Annotated in this window: 17 protein-coding genes and 1 pseudogene; 9 read left to right on the forward strand and 9 right to left on the reverse strand. The window is 73.4% G+C overall.

Translation table 11 applies throughout. The features are described from left to right. Positions 1-94 precede the first annotated feature (94 nt). Entirely contained in the window at positions 95-1,354 is a 1,260-nt protein-coding gene (locus GA0074694_RS11855) for an amidohydrolase (protein WP_091456967.1), read from the forward strand. Here GA0074694_RS11855 and GA0074694_RS11860 read toward each other — a convergent pair. After that, complete coding sequence (locus GA0074694_RS11860) at positions 1,311-2,450, reverse strand: DUF4349 domain-containing protein (protein ID WP_091456971.1); 1,140 nt, start codon at positions 2,448-2,450, stop codon at positions 1,311-1,313. The two genes, GA0074694_RS11855 and GA0074694_RS11860, sit on opposite strands and share 44 nt — an antisense overlap. A 142-nt stretch (positions 2,451-2,592) precedes the next feature. Here GA0074694_RS11860 and GA0074694_RS11865 point away from each other — a divergent pair, with 142 nt between their 5' ends. Genes GA0074694_RS11865 through GA0074694_RS11875 form a run of 3 tightly spaced genes read left to right on the forward strand, consistent with a single transcriptional unit; the run spans position 2,593 to position 5,063 of the window. Beyond that, positions 2,593-3,225, forward strand: coding sequence for an MBL fold metallo-hydrolase (locus tag GA0074694_RS11865; RefSeq protein WP_091456976.1), 633 nt, complete (start codon positions 2,593-2,595; stop codon positions 3,223-3,225). Positions 3,226-3,229: 4 nt separating this feature from the next. Continuing rightward, a complete protein-coding gene (locus GA0074694_RS11870) occupies positions 3,230-4,249 on the forward strand; it encodes a serine/threonine-protein kinase (RefSeq protein ID WP_091456979.1) in 1,020 nt (339 codons plus the stop codon). A 43-nt stretch (positions 4,250-4,292) separates the two neighbouring features. Continuing rightward, positions 4,293-5,063, forward strand: coding sequence for an SCO6745 family protein (locus tag GA0074694_RS11875; protein ID WP_091456983.1), 771 nt, complete (start codon positions 4,293-4,295; stop codon positions 5,061-5,063). Positions 5,064-5,170: 107 nt separating this feature from the next. Here GA0074694_RS11875 and GA0074694_RS11880 read toward each other — a convergent pair whose 3' ends face one another. Further along, positions 5,171-5,626 (reverse strand): gamma-glutamylcyclotransferase, encoded by a 456-nt coding sequence (locus GA0074694_RS11880; protein ID WP_091456986.1) that lies wholly within the window; start codon positions 5,624-5,626, stop codon positions 5,171-5,173. Between the two features lie 107 nt (positions 5,627-5,733). Here GA0074694_RS11880 and GA0074694_RS11885 point away from each other — a divergent pair, with 107 nt between their 5' ends. Further along, entirely contained in the window at positions 5,734-7,137 is a 1,404-nt protein-coding gene (locus tag GA0074694_RS11885; RefSeq protein WP_091456989.1) for an NAD(P)H-quinone dehydrogenase, read from the forward strand. Positions 7,138-7,164: 27 nt separating this feature from the next. On the opposite strand, the gene GA0074694_RS11890 is transcribed toward GA0074694_RS11885, so the two are convergent. Continuing rightward, the gene (locus GA0074694_RS11890; protein ID WP_091459013.1) at positions 7,165-7,848 is read right to left on the reverse strand and encodes a DedA family protein; all 684 of its coding nucleotides are present in this window, start codon (positions 7,846-7,848) and stop codon (positions 7,165-7,167) included. Between the two features lie 541 nt (positions 7,849-8,389). Here GA0074694_RS11890 and thrS point away from each other — a divergent pair. Next, the gene (thrS, locus tag GA0074694_RS11895) at positions 8,390-9,589 is read left to right on the forward strand and encodes a threonine--tRNA ligase (RefSeq protein WP_091456993.1); all 1,200 of its coding nucleotides are present in this window, start codon (positions 8,390-8,392) and stop codon (positions 9,587-9,589) included. 59 nt (positions 9,590-9,648) lie between these two features. Here thrS and GA0074694_RS34150 read toward each other — a convergent pair whose 3' ends face one another. The 5 genes and pseudogenes from GA0074694_RS34150 to GA0074694_RS11920 all read right to left on the reverse strand — a co-directional run bounded on the left by GA0074694_RS34150 (position 9,649) and on the right by GA0074694_RS11920 (position 16,288). After that, positions 9,649-11,724, reverse strand: a complete 2,076-nt coding sequence (locus GA0074694_RS34150) for an ABC transporter ATP-binding protein (protein ID WP_091456996.1) — start codon at positions 11,722-11,724, stop codon at positions 9,649-9,651. Positions 11,725-11,762: 38 nt separating this feature from the next. Further along, positions 11,763-13,491, reverse strand: a pseudogene (locus GA0074694_RS34155) (ABC transporter ATP-binding protein). Further along, positions 13,485-13,997 carry a MarR family winged helix-turn-helix transcriptional regulator gene (locus GA0074694_RS11910; RefSeq protein WP_091456998.1) on the reverse strand — a complete coding sequence of 171 codons (513 nt, stop codon included), beginning with the start codon at positions 13,995-13,997 and terminating at the stop codon, positions 13,485-13,487. The pseudogene GA0074694_RS34155 and the gene GA0074694_RS11910 overlap by 7 nt, the downstream one beginning before the upstream one ends. A gap of 143 nt (positions 13,998-14,140) precedes the next feature. Continuing rightward, the gene (locus tag GA0074694_RS11915; RefSeq protein ID WP_091459016.1) at positions 14,141-15,580 is read right to left on the reverse strand and encodes a GuaB1 family IMP dehydrogenase-related protein; all 1,440 of its coding nucleotides are present in this window, start codon (positions 15,578-15,580) and stop codon (positions 14,141-14,143) included. Between the two features lie 102 nt (positions 15,581-15,682). After that, on the reverse strand, positions 15,683-16,288 hold the full coding sequence (locus tag GA0074694_RS11920; protein WP_091457000.1) for a LysE/ArgO family amino acid transporter: 606 nt from the start codon (positions 16,286-16,288) through the stop codon (positions 15,683-15,685). Between the two features lie 69 nt (positions 16,289-16,357). On the opposite strand from GA0074694_RS11920, the gene GA0074694_RS11925 reads away from it, so the two are divergent. Beyond that, positions 16,358-17,254 carry a LysR family transcriptional regulator ArgP gene (locus GA0074694_RS11925; RefSeq protein WP_091457004.1) on the forward strand — a complete coding sequence of 299 codons (897 nt, stop codon included), beginning with the start codon at positions 16,358-16,360 and terminating at the stop codon, positions 17,252-17,254. Between the two features lie 135 nt (positions 17,255-17,389). Here GA0074694_RS11925 and GA0074694_RS11930 read toward each other — a convergent pair whose 3' ends face one another. Continuing rightward, positions 17,390-19,141 (reverse strand): acetyl/propionyl/methylcrotonyl-CoA carboxylase subunit alpha, encoded by a 1,752-nt coding sequence (locus GA0074694_RS11930; RefSeq protein WP_091457008.1) that lies wholly within the window; start codon positions 19,139-19,141, stop codon positions 17,390-17,392. A gap of 203 nt (positions 19,142-19,344) precedes the next feature. Here GA0074694_RS11930 and GA0074694_RS11935 point away from each other — a divergent pair, with 203 nt between their 5' ends. Continuing rightward, positions 19,345-20,304 carry an ATP-binding cassette domain-containing protein gene (locus GA0074694_RS11935; protein ID WP_091457012.1) on the forward strand — a complete coding sequence of 320 codons (960 nt, stop codon included), beginning with the start codon at positions 19,345-19,347 and terminating at the stop codon, positions 20,302-20,304. Positions 20,305-20,322: 18 nt separating this feature from the next. Beyond that, on the forward strand, positions 20,323-21,078 hold the full coding sequence (locus GA0074694_RS11940) for an ABC transporter permease (protein ID WP_091457016.1): 756 nt from the start codon (positions 20,323-20,325) through the stop codon (positions 21,076-21,078). Positions 21,079-21,096: the final 18 nt, after the last annotated feature.

Raw genomic sequence — 21,096 nt, forward strand, 5'->3', positions numbered from 1 at the left:
CCCCGACGGCCACCGTAATGAAATTGCGCAGCGTCACCGCCGAAGGTCTAGGCTGTCCGAGTCCCATCCCATCCACAGTGATCGAGAAATCGACGTGACGAGTGCGTTGACGCTGCCCAACGGCAGCCATCTGGCGTCGTCCTGGCACGAGGCGCCGCCGGGATCCCAGCCCCTGCCGTTCGAGCTCGACCATCTGCTCGCGCTCCGGACACCCGGCCTCATCGCCACCCGTCGGCACCTCCACTCGCACCCGGAACTCTCCGGCGAGGAGTTCGAGACGGCCGCGCTGATCGCCCGGGAGCTCTCCCTGGCCGGGCTGCAACCCCGCATGCTACCCAAGGGCAACGGGGTGATCTGCGACATCAAGGGTCGCCCGGACGGACCGGTGGTCGCGTTGCGCGCCGACATCGACGCGCTGCCGCTGACCGACGTGAAGGACGTGCCGTACCGCTCCACGGTCGACGGCGTCTGCCACGCCTGCGGCCACGACGTGCACACCACCGTCCTGCTCGGGGTCGGCATGCTCCTCGCCCAGCTCGCCGACCTCGGCGAACTGCCCGGCCGGGTCCGGCTGATCTTCCAGCCGGCCGAGGAGATCCTGCCCTGCGGCTCGCTGGAGGTCATCGAGGCCGGCGGCCTGGAGGACGTCACCCAGATCTTCGCCCTGCACTGCGACCCCAACCTGCCGGTCGGCAGGATCGGCCTGCGGGTGGGCCCGATCACCGCCGCCGCCGACAACGTCACCGTCCGGCTGAGTGGGCCGGGTGGTCACACCGCCCGGCCGCACCTCACCGTCGACATGGTCGACGCCCTCGGCCGACTGGTCACCGAGGTCCCGGCGCTGGTCAGCCGCCGGGTGCCGGCCAACAGTGGCCTGCTGCTGGTGTTCGGTCAGGCCACGGCCGGCACCCGCTACAACGTCATCCCGTCCGAGGCGGTCGCCTCCGGCACCCTGCGCGCGATGACCCGGGAGGCCTGGGAGGAGGCGCCGAAGATCGTCGCCCAGGTGGTCCGGGACGTCCTCGCCCCCACCGGCGCCACGGTCGACCTGGAGTACCTGCGGGGCCGCCCGCCGGTCAGCAACGACGCGCGGGCGATCCAGGTGCTCACCGCCGCCACGATCACCGCGCTCGGTCCCGACGGGGTCGCCGAGACCCCGCAGAGCATGGGCGGCGAGGACTTCTCCTGGTACCTGGAGTACGTCCCCGGCGCGCTGGCCCGGCTCGGGGTCGGCCGGTCCGGGCCCAGCCTCGACCTGCACCGCCCGTCGTTCGACGTGGACGAGCGCGCCATCGCGGTCGGCGTCCGGCTCATGGTGCAGACCGCGCTCCGGGCGCTGGCGGAGGCTCGCTGACCCCACCCGCCGACGGCGGCGTACCGCTCCCGGCCGACGGCGGTGCGGGCGTCGCCGGCTGCGCCAGGTTACCGCTCCCGCCCGGCGGCGTGCCGCCCCCGGCCGACCGCTGGGCGGGCGTCGCCGGCCGTGGGGCGGCACCGACCCCGGCGTGCACCGGAGCGGGCATCATCGGGTAGGCCGGAGCGCCGGAAACGACCTGCGCGGCCCGCCGCCTGCGCCGCCTGCGCACCGCCCGCCAGACCAGCACCACCGGTACGGCGAGCACGACCAGCCAGGGCAGCAGTGCGCCGAGCACGGTGACCAGGACCGTCACCGAGTCCAGGAAGGTCCGCCAGCCGGCGGCGAGCCCGGCCAGGAAACCGGTCTCCTCCCGCTCGTCGCTGGTGCGGCTGCCCTTCTCGGTGGAGAGCGAGACGTTGATCGTGGAGAGCGCGGTGAGGTCGGCCAGCCGGCGCTTCTTCGCCTCCAGCGAGGCGAGGTCGGCCTCCCGTCGGCCCAGTTCGTTCTCCAGCGACACGAGATCGCTGATCGAGGAGGCCCGGGCCAGCAGCCGGCGGGCGCTCTCCACCCGGGCCCGCTGGGTGATGATCCGGGCGTCCAGGTCGACCGTCTCCTCGGTGACGTCCTCGGTCCGGACCTCCCGCCACTGCTGCTCACCCAGCTTGGCGATCCCGTCGACCACCCCGGTGAACCGCTCTGCCGGCACCCGCAGCTCCAGGTTGGCGCGGGCGAACTCGTCGACCCCGCGCCGCTCGTCCCCGCCGACGAAACCGCCGGCTGCGGTGACCAGCGCGATCGTGTCCCGGGCAGCCTGGTCCACGTCCTTGACCTGCACCCGCACTGACCCGGTGTAGATGATGGCGCGCTGGTCCACCCGCAGGTCCACGCCGCCAGCGCCGCCCGGCGTGTCCTTCGCGCCGGTGTCCCCCCGCTCCGCCGCCTCCGGTGCGGGTGCGCCCCCGGCCGCGCTGTCCGCGGCCGGCGCGCTGCTGCTGTCCCTGTCGGCGGAGCACCCGCCCACGGCGACCACTGCCACCAGGCCCAGGGTCACCAGCGGAACGCCCCACCGCCGCCGCCGTCCGATATTCACCATTTTTATCTCCGATCCTGTGACCCCGGCCGTCTGATGTGCTGACTGCATCCGCCGAGGCGATCGATCAGACGGGGCGCGGTGCCGTCTCCGTTCCGGCAAACTGCGCTGAAGAGATCACAATTTGGTTGTCGAGGAGTCACGAATGCGACTGACCAAGTACGGCCACTCCTGCGTCCGGGTCGAGCACGACGGGGCAGTGCTCGTCATCGACCCCGGAACGTTCAGCGAGACCGCCGAGGCGCTCGACGGGGTGGACGCGGTGCTGATCACCCATCAGCACCCGGACCACGTGGACGTGGCGGCGCTGACCCGCCAGCTCGACCGGCGCCCGTTCACCCTGTACGGGCCGGCGTCGCTGGCCACCACCGTGGACGGCCTGCCCGACGTGCTGAGCCCGGTCGAGCCGGGGCAGTCGTTCACCGCCGCCGGCATCCCGGTCCGCGCCTACGGCGGACGGCACGCCGTGATCCACCCGGACATCCCGGTGGTGGACAACCTCGGATACCTGGTCGACGAGACGGTCTACCACCCCGGTGACGCCCTGGTCGCCCCGGACGACGCGCCGGTCGACACCCTCTTCCTGCCGATCCACGCACCGTGGGCGAAGTTCTCCGAGTCCCTGGACTTCCTCCGGGCGGTAGCGCCACGTCGGGCCTACGCCCTGCACGACGGGCTGCTCAACGCCAACGGGCTCGCCGTGTTGGAGGGCAACTTCCGGCGGCTCTCCACCGTCGACTACCAACGGTTGACGCCGGGCACCCGGATCGACGTCTGAGCCGATGCCCGGCCCCTCCCGCGACCTGATCGAGCAGCTCTACGGCACGCCGCCGGACCGGTTCGTGGCCGCCCGGGACGCCGCCGTGGTTGAGGCGCGCCGGACCGGCGACCCGGCGACCGCCCGGGAGATCGCGAAGCTGCGTCGCCCCACCGTGGCGGCGTGGCTGGTCAACCTGCTCGCCCTCCGCCGTCCCGCGCTGGTGGCCGGCCTGGGGGAGCTGGCCGAGGCGCTCCGGGCGGCGCAGCGTGACCTGCGGGGGCCGAAACTGCGGGAACTCTCCGCCCAGCGGCGCGCGGTGGTCGCCGCCCTGGTGGCCGAGGCCCGGACGCTGGCCGCCGACACCGAGGACGCACCTCCGGCCAACCGCTTGCCACTGGCCGAGGTCGAGGCGACGCTGAACGCCGCGCTCGCCGACCCGCAGGTGGCCGCCCAGGTCCGCTCCGGCCGGCTGCTCCGGGCCGCCAGCTACGCCGGGTTCGGCGAGGTGCCCCGGCCGCAGCTCCGGCTGGTCACCGGCGGTGCCGGGGAACCGTCGGGTGGCGGGCGTCCGGCCCCGGGGGCACCGGCGAAGCGGACCGGCCGGACCCGGGAGGCCGACCGGGCGGCGTCGGCCGGGAAGGCCGACCGGGCGGCGTCGGCCGGGGAAGCCGACCGGGCGGCACGGGCCAGGGAGGCCGAACGGGCCGAGCGGGCCGAACGGGCGAAGCGGCGGCGGGCGCTGGAACGGGAGCTGGCCAGGGCGCGGACCGACCAGGACCGGGCCGAGGCGGAGTTGACCGGCGCGACGGGGGCCGAACGCGACGCCGCCGACACGCTCGCCGCGATCGAGGCCGAGCTGGCCGAGGTCGAACGCCGACGGGCCGGCGCCGAGCAGGAGGTGAGCCGGCGCAAGCTGGCCCGGCGAGCCGCCGAACGGGCCGCCAGCGCGGCCCGGCGGCACGCCGGTGAGATCGAGGGGGCGTGGGAGGCGCTTCTCGCCGAAGAGGGGACTGCGGACCCGGGTGCCGACACGGCACACTAAACCGGATGGACGTACGGTTGGTGACCCGTCGTGGACGGGCCGGATGACGCCGGAACAGGCCGCCGCGGCGAGCAGGGTGATCGTGGTCGAGCTGGGGGAGGCGTACACCCAGTGCCCCACCACCCGCCGCCGGGCGCGGCTGCTCGGCATCTCCGGCTGGGCCTTCTACGTCACCGCCCGGGGCGGCGCGCTCGGTGACGTCGGGTCGGAGACCGCCGCCGCCTGCCTGGGCTTCATCGCCCCGGGCGCGGTCGCCGAGGGCTGGGACGCCGCGGCCCGCGTGACCGGCCCGCGCGAGGTGGCCGCCGCCGGCCTCGCCGAGTGCTGCCGCTGGGGGCGCCAGCACCTGGACGACGCTCCCGGCGCGGCCCGCCTCGCCGACCTGATGCACCGGGCGGTGACCGCCGCCGAGGCGCACGGCCTGCCCCTCTTCGCGGCCTGGCGGGCGATGCCGGTGCCGGACGACGCGCCGGGCGCCCGGGTCGCGGTGGGACTGCACCTGCTGCGGGAGCTGTACCTCGGCGCGTACCTGCTCGCCGTCCGGGTCAGTGGGATGACCCCGTTGGAGGCGGTGCTCGCCGGCACGGAGGGGGAGGCCGGGGCGATGGCCGGCGGTTGGCCCCGGCCGTACCCGCCGGTGGGTCCGCTGGTGCGGCGGCGGCTCTGGGCGGAGGCCGCGACCGACGTGCTGGTCTCCTCCGCCTTCCGGGCGCTGGGGGCGGCGGAGCGGATCGAGCTGGTCGACCTGCTCACCGCCCTCCACCAGCGGGTGAACGCCGCCAGCGACCGACCCGGGCCCGGCGCAGTGGCGTGACGTTTCCCCACTCGTCGGGTGCTTCCCGGGTGCGCCGTCCGGCGGGAAGCGGGGTCGGTCGGTCGGGCCGGCGGCGACGAGCGCAGACTGAGGGGGTGTCGGACGTGCTACGCGGACGCGGTGCCGGTGGGCCGGGACCGCAGCTCCTTGACGTAGTCGTCGGGCGCACCCGCCTTCTCGGCCGCGTTGGCGATCTCCGAGAGGTACCACGCGGTGGGGAGCCCGCCCTCGTACCCGGCGAAGACGTAGATCCCGGCGGTCACGTCGCCGTCCAGGGTCGAGACCCGTACGTGCAGCTTCCGGTACGTGCCGGCGGTCACCCCCTCGATCTCGTCGAGCTGGGCGGCGTCGTACGGGTGGATGTCGTAGAGCGCCACGAACACCCGGTCGCCGGGGGACTCGACGACGGTGCTGACCGCGCCCTCCCAGCCGATGACGCCCTCACCGGCGAAGGTGAGTCGCCAGCCCTCCAGCCAGCCGACGCCGACCATCGGCGAGTGCGGGCAGTAGGCGCGCATCCGGGCGGGATCCAGGTTTGAGCCGTAGGCGGCGTAATGACGCACAGCGATGACGATAGCCCGGCGGACGGGCGGGGGAGAATACGAACGGTGCGTGTCGGGCAGTCTGGAGTGAAGAAAACCATCATGGGAAGCGACGGAGGGCGGGCGCTGTGAGCCGGATCGTGATCATCGGCGGAGGGCCGGCGGGGTACGAGGCGGCGTTGGTCGCCGCCCAGTTGGACGCCGATGTCACCGTGGTGGAGGCCGAGGGGGCCGGCGGTGCCTGCGTGCTCTGGGACTGCGTCCCGTCGAAGACCTTCATCGCCAGTTCCGAGGTGGTCACCGGTTACCGGGACACCGAGGAGTTCGGAGTGGACTCGGACGGCCTGGAGGCGGTCACCGTCGACGCGCAGGCCGTCCACGAGCGGGTCAAGCGGCTCGCCCTGGCGCAGTCCGCCGACATTAACACCAAGCTGGTCAAGGCCGGGGTGCACGTCGTCGAGGGCCGTGCCCGGCTCGGTGAGGACACCCTCGGGCACACCCACCGGGTAGTGGTCACCCCGGCCGACGGCGAACCGGAGTACTCGATCGCCGCGTCGACCGTGCTGATCGCCACCGGCGCCACCCCGCGCCAGCTCCCCACCGCCGTGTCCGACGGCGAGCGCATCCTCACCTGGCGGCAGGTCTACGACCTCCCCGAGCTGCCCGAACACCTGATCGTGGTCGGCTCCGGCGTGACCGGTGCCGAGTTCGCCAGCGCGTACCTGGCGATGGGCGTCGAGGTCACCCTGGTCTCCAGCCGGGACCGGGTCATGCCGCACGAGGACGCCGATGCGGCCATGGCCATCGAGCGGGTCTTCCGCTCCCGGGGCATGACCATCCTCAACAACTCCCGCGCCGAGGCGGTCCGTCGGACCGGCGGCGGCGTCGAGGTCCAGCTCTCCGACGGGCGCGTCGTGGACGGCTCGCACGCGCTGATCGCGGTCGGCTCGGTGCCGAACACCGCCGGCCTCGGCCTGGCCGAGTACGGCGTCCAGCTCGCCCAGGGCGGGTACGTCACCGTCGACCGGGTCTCCCGCACCAGCGTGCCCGGCATCTACGCCGCCGGTGACTGCACCGGGCTGCTCCCGCTGGCCAGCGTCGCCGCGATGCAGGGGCGGATCGCCATGTGGCACGCGCTCGGCGAGGCGGTCCGGCCGCTGCGTCTGCGGACCGTCTCGGCGAACGTCTTCACCGACCCGGAGCTGGCCACCGTCGGGGTGTCGCAGAACGAGGTGGACGCCGGCAAGGTGCCCGCCCGGCAGGTGATGCTGCCGCTCGCCGGCAACCCGCGCGCCAAGATGGCCGGCCTGAACGACGGGTTCGTCAAGCTGTTCTGCCGGCCCGCCAGCGGTCAGGTGGTCGGCGGGGTGGTCGTCGCGCCGAAGGCGAGCGAGCTGATCCTGCCGATCACCATGGCCGTGGAGAACAACCTGACGGTCAACGAGCTGGCGCAGACCTTCACCATCTACCCGTCGCTGTCCGGTTCGATCGCGGAGGCGGCCCGGCAGCTGATGCTGCACGAGCTGGAGTGAGCGCCGCCGGGCTCCCGGCGTGACCACTCAGCCGACGCCGGGAGCCCCGACCGGCTCCTGCTCTCCGTCCGGGCGTGCCTGCCGGGCGGCGACCCGGTTCAACGCCCAGCCGGCCGCCGCGAACCCCGCCGCCGCCCCGGCCGCGATCAGCGCCAGCAGCCAGGCCGACCGGGTCAGCGCCGCGCCGCCCAGGTGGCCGACGAGTCCGCCGTACGTGGCCCAACCCAGCGCGGCGACCGCTTCGTAGCAGACGAAGAGCCGGTACGGGTAGCGGCTGCGGCCGGCGGAGAAGCAGGCCGCCATCCGTCCGCCCGGTACGAACCGGCAGAGCAGGATGACCAGGGGCCCGGGGCGGCGCAGCCCCTGGGTGAACCGACCGGCGGCGCGTCGGGCCCGGCCCGGCCGTCGCTGGCGGGGTACCACCCGCTCCGGCGTCCGCCGGCCCAGCAGATAGCAGGCCAGGTCGCCGACGAACACCCCGGTCGCGCCGATCCCGATGATCAGGGGCAGGCTCAGTTCGCCGTACACGGTCAACGCGCCGCCCGTGATCATGACGGCCTGCGTCGGGACGACCGGGACGAAGGCGTCCACCGCCAGGAGCCCGAGCAGGATCAGGTAGGCCCACGCGGGTGACGCCACGTCGGTGAGTAGGTCGGGCGCCACTGCCACCTCGCGGTTCGGCCGATCGGGGTGTACCGAGCCTGACGGCATGTGCCGCGTCACCACGGACAGCCCCGGCCGGTGGTGACCCCCACCACCGGCGGAGCCACCCGGGTACAACGACGAGCTATCGCAGAGGTTACGGAAAGCGGCGGCGTCGTGGGGTCCCGTGACGGTCGGCGGATCGGTCGCCGCGCGCGTACCGTTGACAGCGCGGTCCGATCGCGTCGGGTCCCCCGTTTCCGACGAGCGGGTCGCTCGCGGGCCGCCGGCAGGTCCCGTGCCGGCGGCCCGCCCAACCCGGTCCACCCCGTCGATCATGGACTTGGGGCACCGCCCAAACCTCGCGATCATCACCAATCGCACACCACAACTCCATGATCGACGGGAGTGGTGAAATCGGGTGCGTCGGGCCGGGTGGACAGGTAGCGTCGCCGCATGCGCAGCGCGGTGGTGACGACGACGCCGGGAGACCCCGGCACGCCGCGCTGATTTGATGCGTCGACGAGGCCCCGGGGCGATCCGCCCCGGGGCTCTTCTCGTCGCGCTCCGGCTGGTCGCTCCCGGGCCGTACCCGAACCAGGAGAACCCGATGAACGACCACCGCAGGCTCGGTCGCGAGCTTGAGCTCTTCGCCTCCGACCCGCTCAGCGGCGCCGGACTGCCACTCTGGCTGCCGGCCGGCGCGGCCGCCCGGCACGCGGTCGAGGAGTACCTCCGGGAGTTGGAGCGGCGGGCCGGCTACCAGCACGTCCACACCCCGCCGCTGGGCCGGCGGGAACTGTTCGCGCTCTCCGGGCACCTCGGCTACTTCGCCGGTGACATGTTCCCGCCGGTACGGCTGAGCGCCGACGACGAGTTCGTCCTGCGCCCGGCGCTCTGCCCGCACCACGCCCTGGTCTACCGGGCCCGGGGCCGTTCCTACCGGGAACTGCCGCTGCGCGTCGCCGAACTGGGCGGTATGTACCGGGCGGAACGCTCCGGGGTGCTCGGCGGACTGTCCCGGGTCCGGGCGATCTTCCTCAACGACGCGCACAACTTCTGCGCCCTCGAGCAGGTCGGCGCGGAGGTCGCGGAGATCCTCGGACTGATCCGGGCGGCGCACGCCGCGCTCGGCGTACGGGTCGCCGGGTTCCGGCTGTCGCTGCGCGGGCCGGGGGAGAAGTACGTCGGCGACGAGGAGCAGTGGCGTCGGGCCGAGGAGCTGCTGCGGGCCGCCCTGGCCGGGATCGACCACACCGAGGCGCCCGGCGAGGCCGCCTTCTACGGACCGAAGATCGACATCCAGGTGCGGGACGCGGCGGGGCGGGAGTCCACCCTCTCCACCATCCAGCTCGACTTCGACAAACCGGAGCGGTTCGACCTGTCGTACGTCGACGCGGGCGGGGCGCGACGTCGACCGGTGATGGTGCACCGGAGTCTGGTCGGCAGCATGGAACGTCTCTTCGCGTACCTGATCGAGGAGCACGCGGGCGCGTTCCCGGCCTGGTACGCCCCGGTGCAGGTGGTGGTGCTCCCGCTGGACGACCGGCAGGCCGACCCGGCGGTCGGGTTCGCCCGGGACTGCGTCCGTGCCGGGTTGCGGGCCGAGGTGGACGGGGCCGGCTCCCTCGGTGCGCGGATCCGGGACGCGGCCCGCCGCCGCATCCCGTACGTCGCGGTGGTCGGGCCCCGCGAGGCCGCCGAGGGCCGGGTCAGCCTGCGCCAGCGCGACGGCCGACTCCTCGACCCGCTGCCCGTCCCGGCCGCCCTCGACCTGGTCACCGCCGCCGCCCAGCCACCGCTGGAGTGACCGGCGGCGGCCGTCGCTCCCGCCCGCGTGCCGGCCGCCCCTGGCCCGCGGTGCGGGCGTCACCCCACCGGTGCCGAGGGATCCTGGAGCGGGGCGGAGAACTGGGCGTGGTGCAGGCGGTGGTAGGCGCCCCGGGCGGCGAGCAGCTGCTCGTGGGTGCCCTGCTCGACGATCCGGCCCCGCTCCATCATCAGGATCAGGTCGGCGTCCCGGATGGTGGAGAGCCGGTGGGCGATGACGAAGCTGGTCCGGTCCGACCGGAGCGCCGCCATCGCCTGCTGCACCAGCACCTCGGTGCGGGTGTCCACCGAGCTGGTCGCCTCGTCCAGGATGAGCAGCGACGGCTCGGCGAGGAAGGCCCGCGCGATGGTGATCAGCTGTTTCTCGCCGGCGCTGACGTTGCCGCCCTCGGAGTCGATGACCGTGTCGTACCCGTCCGGGAGGCTCCGGACGAACCGGTCCACGAAGGTCGCCCGGGCCGCCGCCAGGATCTCCTCCTCGCCGGCGTCCGGCCGGCCGTAGGCGATGTTCTCCCGGATGGTCCCGCCGAACAGCCAGGTGTCCTGGAGCACCATGCCGATGCGGCTGCGCAGTTCGTCCCGGCGCATCGTGGTGACGTCCACCCCGTCCAGGGTGATCCGGCCGGCGTCCAGCTCGTAGAAGCGCAGGACCAGGTTGACCAGGGTGGTCTTGCCCGCTCCGGTCGGCCCGACGATCGCCACCGTGTGCCCCGGTTCGGCGACCAGCGACAGCTCCTCGATCAGTGGCTGGTCCGGGTCGTACCGGAAGGAGACCTTCTCGAACTCGACCCGGCCGGTGGCGACGCGCCCGGCGCCACCGGTCCGTTGGGCCACCACCGCCCCGGCGGGCCCCGGAAGCCGAGCGACGGTGGCCGACAGGTCCGGAGGCCGGGCGGTGGCCGGCAGCTCCGGGGTCCGGGCCACCGGATCCGGGGTCTGCTCGGGCGCGTCGAGGACGGCGAAGACCCGCTCGGCCGAGGCCACCCCGGACTGGAGCAGGTTGATCATCGAGGCGAACTGGGTCAGCGGCTGGGTGAACTGCCGCGAGTAGTGGATGAACGCCTGCACCTCGCCCAGGCTCATCGCCCCCGCCGCCACCCGCAGGCCGCCGACCACCGCGACCAGCACGTAACCGAGGTTCCCGATGAACATCAGGGACGGCATGATGATCCCGGAGACGAAGTAGGCACCGAAGCCGGCCCGGTACAGCTCCTCGTTCTTCGCGGTGAAGGCCGCCTCGACCTCGCGCTGGCGGCCGAAGACCCGGACCAGCTCGTGCCCGGTGTACGCCTCCTCGACCAGGGCGTTGAGCTGCCCGGTGTGCGTCCACTGGGCGACGAACTGCCGCTGCGAGCGCTTCGCCACCTGCCGGGTGACCAGCACCGACGCCGGCACCGCCAGCAGGGTGAGCGCGGTCAGCAGCGGCGAGACCACGACCATCATCACCACCACCCCGAGCACGGTGAGCACCGAGGTGAGCAGTTGGCTCAGCGTCTGTTGCAGGCTCTGCGCGACGTTGTCGATGTCGTTGGTGACCCGGCTGAGCAGCTCGCCCCGGGGCTGCCGGTCGAAGTAGGGCAGCGGCAACCGGTGCAGCTTCGCCGCCACGTCGGCGCGCAGCCGCTGCACCGTCCGCTGCACCACCGCGGTGAGCAGGTGCCCCTGCATCCAGGTCAGCAGGCTGGCCAGGAGGAACAGCCCCAGGGCGAGCAGCAGCACCCGTCCGAGCCGGCCGAAGTCGATGCCCGCGCCGGGCACCACGTCCATCCGGGCGAGCATGCCGGCGAGGGTGTCGTCACCGGCGGCGCGTGCCCGCTCGACAGCCTCCTCGGTGGTCAGCCCGGCCGGGACCTGCCGGCTGAGTACCCCACCGAAGATCAGGTCGGTGGCGTACCCGAGGATCAGCGGCCCGACCACGCTAAGCCCCACGCCGCCGACGGCGAGGGCGACCACCGCGACGAGCCGCCCCCGGTGCGGCCGGAGCAGGCCGAGCAACCGGCGGGCCGACGGTCCGAAGTTCAGCGGCTTCTCCGCTGGTACGCCCACGCCGGTCATCGGCCCGCCGCGCCGGGCACCCGGCGGGAGCCGCCGTGGCGTCCGCTCGTCCCCGCCCATCGGTCCCTTCCGCTTTTCACCGGGTACGGCCCGCGCGCTCACGCCGTCGCTCCCACGGTCTGCTGGGAGGAGACGATCTCCGCGTACGTCGGGCAGGTGTCGAGGAGGTCGGCATGGCGGCCGGTCCCGACCACGGCCCCGTCCTCCAGGACGACGATCTGGTCGGCGTCGACGACCGTGGAGACCCGCTGCGCCACGATCAGCACGGCGGCGTCCCGGGTGGCGGGGCGCAGCGCCGCGCGCAGCCGCGCGTCGGTGCCCAGGTCGAGCGGAGAAGGAGTCGTCGAAGAGGTAGATCCCGGGGCGGCGGACCAGCGCGCGGGCGATGGCGAGCCGTTGCCGCTGGCCGCCGGAGACGTTGGTGCCGCCCTGCGTGATCTCGGCGGCCAACCCACCCGGCATCGCCGCGACGAACTCCCGGGCCTGGGCGATCTCCAGCGCCGCCCACAGCTCCTCGTCGTCGGCGTCCGGGTTGCCGTACCGCAGGTTGCTCGCCACCGTCCCGGTGAACAGGTACGGCCGCTGCGGCACCAGCCCGATCCGGCTCCACAGCGTCTCCGGGTCGAGGTCCCGGACGTCGACCCCGTCGACCAGCACCGCGCCGGCGGTCACGTCGACCAGCCGGGGGATCAGCGACACCAGGGTGGTCTTGCCCGCGCCGGTGCTGCCGACAATCGCGGTGGTGGTGCCGGCGGTGACCCGGAAGGAGACGTCACGCAGCACCGGGGCGGCCGCGCCCGGGTACTGGAAGCGCACGTCGCGCAGGTCCACGCCGCACGCCCCGGTGGGGCGGACCGGCTCCCGGGGCGGGGCCACCGACGGTTCGGTGTCGAGGACCTCGGTGATCCGCTCGGCGCAGGCCGCCGCGCGGGGCACCATCATCAGGGTGAGCGTGGCCATCATGACCGCCATCAGCATCTGGGTGAGGTAGGCGACGAACGCGGTGAGCGCGCCGACCTGGATCTGGCCGGCCTCGACCCGCAGCGCCCCGAACCAGAGCACCGCGACGCTGGAGACGTTGAGCACCAGCAGGATCACCGGGTAGATCGTCGCGAGCAGCCGGCCGGCGCGCAGGGCGGTGTCGGTCAGGTCGGCGTTCGTGGCGGCGAAGCGCTCCGTCTCGTACGGCTCGCGGACGAAGGCCCGCACCACGCGGATGCCGCTGATCTGCTCGCGCAGCACCCGGTTGACCGCGTCGATCCGGGTCTGCTGCCGCCGGAAGAGCGGCACGAGTCGCCGGGTGATCAGGCTGATCGCCAGGGTCACCACCGGGATGCTGACCACCACCAGCCAGGAGAGCCCGACGTCCTCGCGCAGTGCCATCACCAGCCCGCCGACGCTCATGATCGGTGCGGTCACCAGCATCGAGCCGGCGACCAGCACGAGCATCTGCACCTGCTGCACGTCGTTGGTGTTCCGGGTGATCAGGGACGGCGCGCCGAACCGGGCCACCTCGCGGGCGGAGAAGCGGGTGACGTGCCGGAAGACGGCGACCCGCACGTCCCGGCCGAAGCCCATGGCGGCCAGCGCGCTGTACCGGACGGCCACGATCGCACAGCCGACCTGGACCGCGCTGACCAGCAGCATCCACCCACCGAGCCGGACGATGAGGTCGGTGTCGCCCCGCGCGATGCCCCGGTCGACGACGTCGGCGTTGAGGCGTGGCAGGTAGAGCGAGGCCATCGTGCCGACGAACTGGAGCACGACCACCGCCGACAGCGGTCGCGCGTACGGGCGTAGGTGCCGCCGCAGGAGCCGGATCAGCACGACGCACCCCCCGGGCTCGGATCGGCCGTCGGCTCGCCGCTGCCGGTCCGGGGCTCGCCGTCGCCGACCCGTGGGTCGCCGCTGCCGATCACCTCGAGCAGGAACTCGCGGATCACGGCGGCCCGGGCCGGGTCGGCGTCGACCGAGGTCAGCGGCGGGTTGGTGGCGACCAGCCCGGCGGGCGCCGCGATCTTCTCCCGGCCGGCGGGGGTGATGGCGAGACGTACCGCCCGACGGTCGGTCTCGTCCCGCTGCCGGCTGACCAGCCCGTCCCGTTCCAGGGTGTCGACGATGCCGGTCAGGGTGGCCGGGCGGACGAAGCACCGCTCGGCCACCGCGCGGTGGGTCATCGCGCCGTGCCGGTCGAGGGTCATCAGGGTGGCCAGGCCGGCCTGGGTCAGGCCGTACTCCTCGGTGAGCCTGCGGTTCCACCGCTGGGCCACCAGATGCCCGGCCACCACCAGCAGACGGCCGAGGGGCGCGTCCCGTAGGTCGGGGAGGTCCATGGGAGACACCTTAGCTCCCTGACAGTCAGGGCCCAAACGGAATTACCGCGCGCCCGATCGCCGTCGCCGTCGCCGTCGCCGTCGCCGGCCCGACCGGTCCGACGCCACCCGACTCGAGCGGGTCGCCGGTCGTCCGCCACCGTTCACCAGCTCGTCGGCAGCGGCATCCCCTCGGTGTAGCCCGCCGTGCTCTGCACCCCGACCACCGCCCGCTCGTGGAACTCGGTCAGGTTGCGCGCCCCCGCGTAGGTGAACGCGCTGCGCACCCCGGCGACGATCTCGTCGATCAGGTCCTCCACGCCGGGACGGTTCGGGTCCAGGTACATCCGGGCCGAGGAGATGCCCTCCTCGAAGACCGCCTTGCGGGCCCGGTCGAAGGGGCTGTCGTCGGCCGTCCGCGCACTGACCGCCCGCGCCGAGGCCATCCCGAAGCTCTCCTTGTACCGCCGGCCGTCCGCGTCCGTGTAGAGGTCGCCGGGGGACTCGTAGGTGCCGGCGAACCAGGAGCCGACCATCACGTTGGACGCCCCGGCGGCCAGCGCCAGCGCCACGTCCCGGGGGTGCCGCACCCCACCGTCGGCCCACACGTGCCGCCCCAGTTCCCGGGCTGCCTTCGCGCAGTCGAGCACGGCGGAGAACTGCGGACGTCCCACCCCGGTCATCATCCGGGTGGTGCACATCGCGCCCGGACCGACGCCGACCTTGACGATGTCGGCCCCCGCCTCGACCAGGTCGCGTACCCCCTCGGCGGTGACCACGTTGCCGGCCGCCACCGGCACCGCCGGGTCCAGTCCGCGTACCGCCCGCAGCGCGGTGATCATCCGCTCCTGGTGGCCGTGGGCGGTGTCCACCACCAGCGTGTCCACCCCCGCCTCCAGCAGCGCGGCGGCCTTGCGCCGGACGTCGCCGTTGATGCCGACCGCGGCGGCGATGCGCAGCCGTCCCCGATCGTCCACCGCCGGGCGGTAGAGGGTGGCACGCAGGGCCCCCTGCCGGGTCAGTACGCCGACCAGGCGGCCCTCGCCGTCCACCACCGGAGCGAGCCGGCGGCGGCCCGCCGACAGCCGGTCGAAGCCGGTACGCGGGTCCGCGTCCGCCGGCACCGTGTGCAGCTCGGTCGACATCACGTGCCGCAGCTGGGCGAACCGGTCCACGCCCACGGTGTCCGCCTCGGTCACCACCCCGACCGGTCGGCCGTCGGCGTCGACCACGACCACCGCCCCGTGCGACCGCTTCGGCAGCAGGTGGATCGCGTCACCGACGGTGTCGGTGGGGCCGAGCGTGATCGCCGTGTCGTGCACCAGGTGCCGTTGCTTCACCCAGGCGACGACGGTCGCCACCACCTCGAGCGGGATGTCCTGCGGGATCACCGCGACGGCACCCCTCCGGGCCACCGTCTCGGCCATCCGCCGGCCCGCCACCGCCGTCATGTTCGACACCACCAGCGGGATCGTGGTGCCGGTGCCGTCGGCGGTGGCCAGGTCCACGTCGAGGCGGGAGCCCAGGTCGGAGCGGGCCGGCGCCATGAAGACGTCGTTGTAGGTCAGGTCGTGCGCGGGAGCCGCGCCATGAAGGAACCGCACCTCGACATCATTCCTGCTCTCCGTCGGTTCCGCCGCCGGTGCCGACCGGCGGCGGTCCACGCCGGGTCGTGCGGTGGCCCGCCCCGGCCCCGGCGGGGCCACTCACCCCAGCAGCAGCGCCACCGCCACCGCGGCCATCACCACCGCGATCACGCCGTCCAGCACCCGCCACGCGGCGGGACGGGCGAGCAGCGGCGCGAACCGGTGCGCGCCCGCGCCGAGCAGGGTGAACCAGACGATGCTGGCGGACGTCGCCCCGACCCCGAACAGCCACCGGTGCTCGTGCTGCTGGGCGATCCCACCCAGCAGCAGCACGGTGTCGAGGTAGACGTGCGGGTTCAGGTAGGTGAAGGCCAGGCAGGCCAGCACGGTCGCCCGGAGCGTGGCGGGCGGCCGCTCGGTGGGGACGAGCCGCCCCGGACGCACCGCCCGGCGGGCGGCCAGGGCCGCGTAGCAGAGCAGGAACGCCGCCCCGCCCCACCGGATCACGTTCAGCAGCACCGGCTGGCTGGCCACCGCCGTACCCAGGCCGGCGATCCCGGCGAGGATCAGCAGCGCGTCGGACACGGCGCAGGTGACCACCACCGGTACGACGTGCTCCCGCCGCAACCCCTGGCGGAGGACGAACGCGTTCTGCGCGCCGATGGCGACGATCAGCGCGAGGGAGACGGAGAACCCGGCGACGGCGGAGGTGAGGGCGGTGGACACGGAGCGAGGCTAGGAGCCGGCGTGCACTTAAGTCCAGTTAATCTTTCCGCACACGGTTAAGATTATCTGATGAGCGGTCTCGACTCGACCCACCTCCGCACCTTCGCCGCCGTGATCGGGGAGGGCAGCTTCGAGGCCGCCGCCGCCCTCCTGCACGTCACCCCGTCGGCGGTGAGCCAGCGGATCAAGGCGTTGGAGGAGGCGGTCGGGCAGGTCCTGGTGCGCCGGGCCAAACCGTGCCGGGCCACCTCGGCGGGGCAGCCGCTGCTGCGGCTCGCCGGGCAGGTCGCCCTGCTCGAACAGGAGGCGCTGGCCGAGGCGCGGGCACCGCTGGCCGGTGGTCGTACCCGGGTCCGGGTCGCCGTGGTGGTCAACGCCGACTCCCTCGCCACCTGGTTCCCGGCCGCCCTGGCCCGGCTGCCCGCGGACCTGGCCTGTTCGTTCGACCTGCGTCAGGACGACCAGGAACACACCGCGCAGCTGCTCCGCGACGGCACGGTGACGGCGGCGGTGACCGCCGAGCGCGAACCGGTGCAGGGCTGCCGGTCCCAGCCGCTCGGCGCGATGCGCTACCTCGCCCTGGCCGCCCCGGCGTTCACCGCCCGGCACCTCGCCGACGGACCCACCCCGGAGGCGCTGGCGCAGGCACCGGTGGTCGTCTTCGACCGCAAGGACCGGATCCAGCACCGCTTCGCCGAGACGGTCACCGGGCAGCGACTCGACCCGCCGGTGCACTACGTCCCGTCGGTGCCGGCGTTCGGGGCGGCGGTCCGGCTCGGGCTCGGCTGGGGCCTGGTGCCCGAACAGCTCGCCCGGGACGACCTGGCCGCAGGCCGGTGCGTCGACATCGCCCCCGGCCGGCACCTGGACGTGCCGCTGTACTGGCAGCACTGGCGGCTGGAGGCGACCGTGCTGGGCGCGCTCACCACCGCCGTGCACGCCGTCGCCGCCGAATCGCTCCGCTGACCGTGCCCCGCCCGTCGGCGCGGCGGTGGTTCGGGCTGTGGTGGTTCGGGCTGTGGTGGTAGCAGGGGTCCCCTGTTACCGCATTTTGATGAGCAGGGGTCCCCTGCTACCACCAGACAACGCTGCGGCGGACGGTCAGGCGATCGTGCAGATGGCAGTGCCGGCCGTGATCACCGCGCCGACGTCGGCGGAGAGTCCGCTGACCGTGCCGGCCTTGTGGGCGTGGAGGGGCTGCTCCATCTTCATCGCCTCCAGCACGACCACCAGGTCGCCCTCGGCGACCGTGTCCCCGTCGGCCACGGCGATCTTGACGATGGTGCCCTGCATCGGAGAGGTGAGCGTGTCACCGCTGACCGCCGCGCCGGCCGCCGCCCCACCGCTGCGACGGGCCGGCTTCCGTGCGGCCGGCGACGCGGTGGTCGTACCCGCGCCGAGGCCGGCGGGGAGGGTGACCTCCAGCCGCTTGCCGCCCACCTCGACCACGACGGTCTCGCGCCCGGCCGGACCCTCGGCGGGGCCGGCGGCGGCGGTGAACGGCGGCACGGTGTTGTCGAACTCGGTCTCGATCCACCGGGTGTGCACGGTGAACGGCTCAGCGGTGAACGCCGGGTCCCGGACGACGAGGCGGTGGAACGGCAGCGCGGTGGCCATCCCCTCGACGACCATTTCGTCCAGCGCGCGCCGGGCCCGCTCCAGGGCCTCGGTGCGCGTCTCACCGGTGATGATCACCTTGGCCAGCAGCGAGTCGAAGTTGCCGCCGATCACGTCACCGGCGGAGATGCCCGTGTCCACCCGTACGCCCGGCCCGGACGGCAGGCGCAGCGCGGTCACCGTGCCCGGGGCGGGCAGGAAGCTGCGGCCCGGGTCCTCGCCGTTGATCCGGAACTCGATCGAGTGCCCGCGCGGCGCCGGGTCGTCGGTGAACCGCAGCTTCTCGCCGTCGGCGATCCGGAACTGCTCGCGGACCAGGTCGATGCCGGCGGTCTCCTCGGTCACCGGATGCTCCACCTGGAGCCGGGTGTTGACCTCCAGGAAGGAGATGGTGCCGTCCGCGCCGACCAGGTACTCCACCGTGCCCGCGCCGTGGTAGCCGGCCTCCCGGCAGATCGCCTTGGCCGAGGAGTGGATCTGGGCGCGCTGCGCGTCGGTGAGGAACGGGGCGGGGGCCTCCTCGACCAGCTTCTGGTGCCGGCGCTGGAGCGAGCAGTCCCGGGTACCCACCACGACGACGTTGCCGTGCTGGTCGGCGAGAACCTGCGCCTCGACGTGGCGCGGCTGGTCCAGGTACCGCTCCACGAAGCACTCGCCCCGACCGAACGCGGCGACCGCCTCCCGGGTGGCCGACTCGAAGAGCTGCGGGATCTCCTCCATGGTGCGGGCCACCTTCAGACCCCGCCCACCGCCGCCGAAGGCGGCCTTGATCGCCACCGGGAGACCGTGGTCGACCGCGAAGGCCATCACCTCGTCCGGGCTGCCCACCGGGTCGGGGGTGCCCGGCACCAGCGGCGCGCCGGCCCGTTGGGCGATGTGCCGCGCGGTCACCTTGTCGCCGAGGTCGCGGATCGCCTGCGGGGTCGGGCCGATCCAGGTCAGGCCCGCGTCGATCACCGCCTGGGCGAAGTCGGCGTTCTCGGAGAGGAAACCGTACCCGGGGTGGACCGCGTCCGCCCCGGCCTTCGCGGCGACCTCGATCAGCTTGTCGACGCGCAGGTACGTCTCCGCGGCGGTGTCACCGCCCAGGGCGTACGCCTCGTCGGCGAGGGTGGCGTGCAGGGCGTCCCGATCCGAGTCGGCGTAGACGGCGACGCTGCCCAGGCCGGCGTCGCGGCAGGCACGGATGACGCGGACGGCGATCTCGCCTCGGTTGGCGATGAGTACCTTGCGCACCTTCGGTGACTCCTCCCGGGAGGCTACTGCCGGGGAGTGTAACGGTCACCGGACAGACCCTAACGATCGCTAAGTGTGGTCTGCCGCACTGTTCCGGTGCGTCGCCACGCCCCGTGTCCCGGTAACCCGGCCGGATCCGGTCTGCTGAACTGGACCGAACCGGTTTCGGCACCACGAAACCGACGAACGGGTGGGAGCAGGGCATGATCAGGACCAGGGGACTGCGCAAGTCGTACCGATCCCGGGCGGGCCGTAAGGCCGGGACGGTCGACGCGGTCCGGGGCGTGGACCTCGACGTCGCCGAAGGGGAGATCTTCGGATTCCTCGGCCCGAACGGGGCCGGCAAGACCACCACGCTGCGGATGCTCGCCACCCTCATCGAACCGGACGGCGGCGAGGCCACCATCGCCGGTGCCGACCTGCGCTCCGACCCCGCCGGGGTGCGGCGCCGCATCGGGTACGTCCCGCAGGGCGGCAGCAGTTGGGACGAGTCGACGGCCCGGGAGGAACTCGTCCTCCAGGCCCGGATGTACGGCATCGGCAAGGCCGAGGCCCAGCGGCGCACCGATCGCGCCCTGGCCGCGTTCCAGCTCTCCGAGTACGCCGACCGCAAGTGCAAGACCTACTCCGGCGGCCAGCGGCGGCGCGTCGAGATCGCCCTCGGCATCATCCACGAACCGAAGATCGTCTTCCTGGACGAGCCCACCACCGGGCTCGACCCGCAGAGCCGCGCCCACATGTGGGACGAGATCCGGCGGCTGCGCGGCGACGGCATGACCGTCTTCATCACCACCCACTACCTCGACGAGGCCGACGCCCTCTGCGACCGGATCGCGATCATGGACCACGGCGAGATCGTCGCCGAGGGCACCCCGGCCGAGCTGAAGCGGGAGATCTCCGGGGACGTGGTGGTCGTCGGACTCGACCGGGCCAGCACCTCGGCCGCGTACCGGCTCTTCAACGGCGAGGTCTACGTCAACCGGCTGGAAAGCCTCGACGAGGGCGGCCTGCGCCTCTGGGTCGGCGAGGGCGCGACCACCATCCCGCAGATCCTCCGCCGGATCGACGGCGCCGGACTCGACCTGCGCTCCATCGAACTGCACCGCCCCAGCCTCGACGACGTCTTCCTCACCAAGACCGGCCGCTCGCTGCGCGAGTCCTGATCACCTAGGAGACCGCACATGAAACTCGCCCGCGACACCTGGCTGATCTTCCAACGTCAGATCCAACTGCTGCTCCGCAACCCGGTGTGGGTCTTCGTCGGTGTCTTCCAGCCGGTGATGTACCTGCTCCTGTTCGCCCCGCTGCTCAAGCCCGCCCTGAACGCGCCCACCCAGGCCGAGGCGTACAAGATCTTCGTACCCGGCCTGCTCGTGCTGCTCGCCATCTTCGGCGGCCTGTTCCAGGGCTTCGGCCTCCTCGCCGAACTGCGCGCCGGGGTCATCGAACGTTCGCGGGTCACCCCGGTCAGCCGCCTCGCCCTGCTGCTCGGCCGGTCCCTGCGGGACGTCGTCTCGCTGCTCGTGCAGGCCGTCCTCATCACACTGCTGGCCCTGGCCTTCGGGCTCAGTGTGATCATCGGTGACCTGCTCCTGGCGTACCTGATGCTCGCCCTGATCGCGCTGATGACCTCGGCGGTCTCCTACGGCGTCGCGCTGCTGGTGCGCAGCGAGGAGGCGCTCGCCCCACTGATGAACACGGTCGCCCAGCCCGTGCTGCTGCTCTCCGGCATCCTGCTCCCGCTCACCTTCGCTCCTGGCTGGTTGCAGGGCATCGCCAAGTGGAACCCGTTCTCCTGGGCGGTCGAGGGCACCCGTGCCCTGTTCGCCGGTGACCTCGGCAACGACCGGGTCTGGCAGGGCCTCGGCATCATCACCGTGCTGACTGTGCTCGCCGTCAGCTGGGCGGCCCGCGCCTTCGCCCGCAGCGTCCGCTGACCCCGCGCTTGGTGGTAG

The organism is Micromonospora inyonensis, assembly GCF_900091415.1.
Classification (GTDB): Bacteria; Actinomycetota; Actinomycetes; order Mycobacteriales; family Micromonosporaceae; genus Micromonospora; species Micromonospora inyonensis.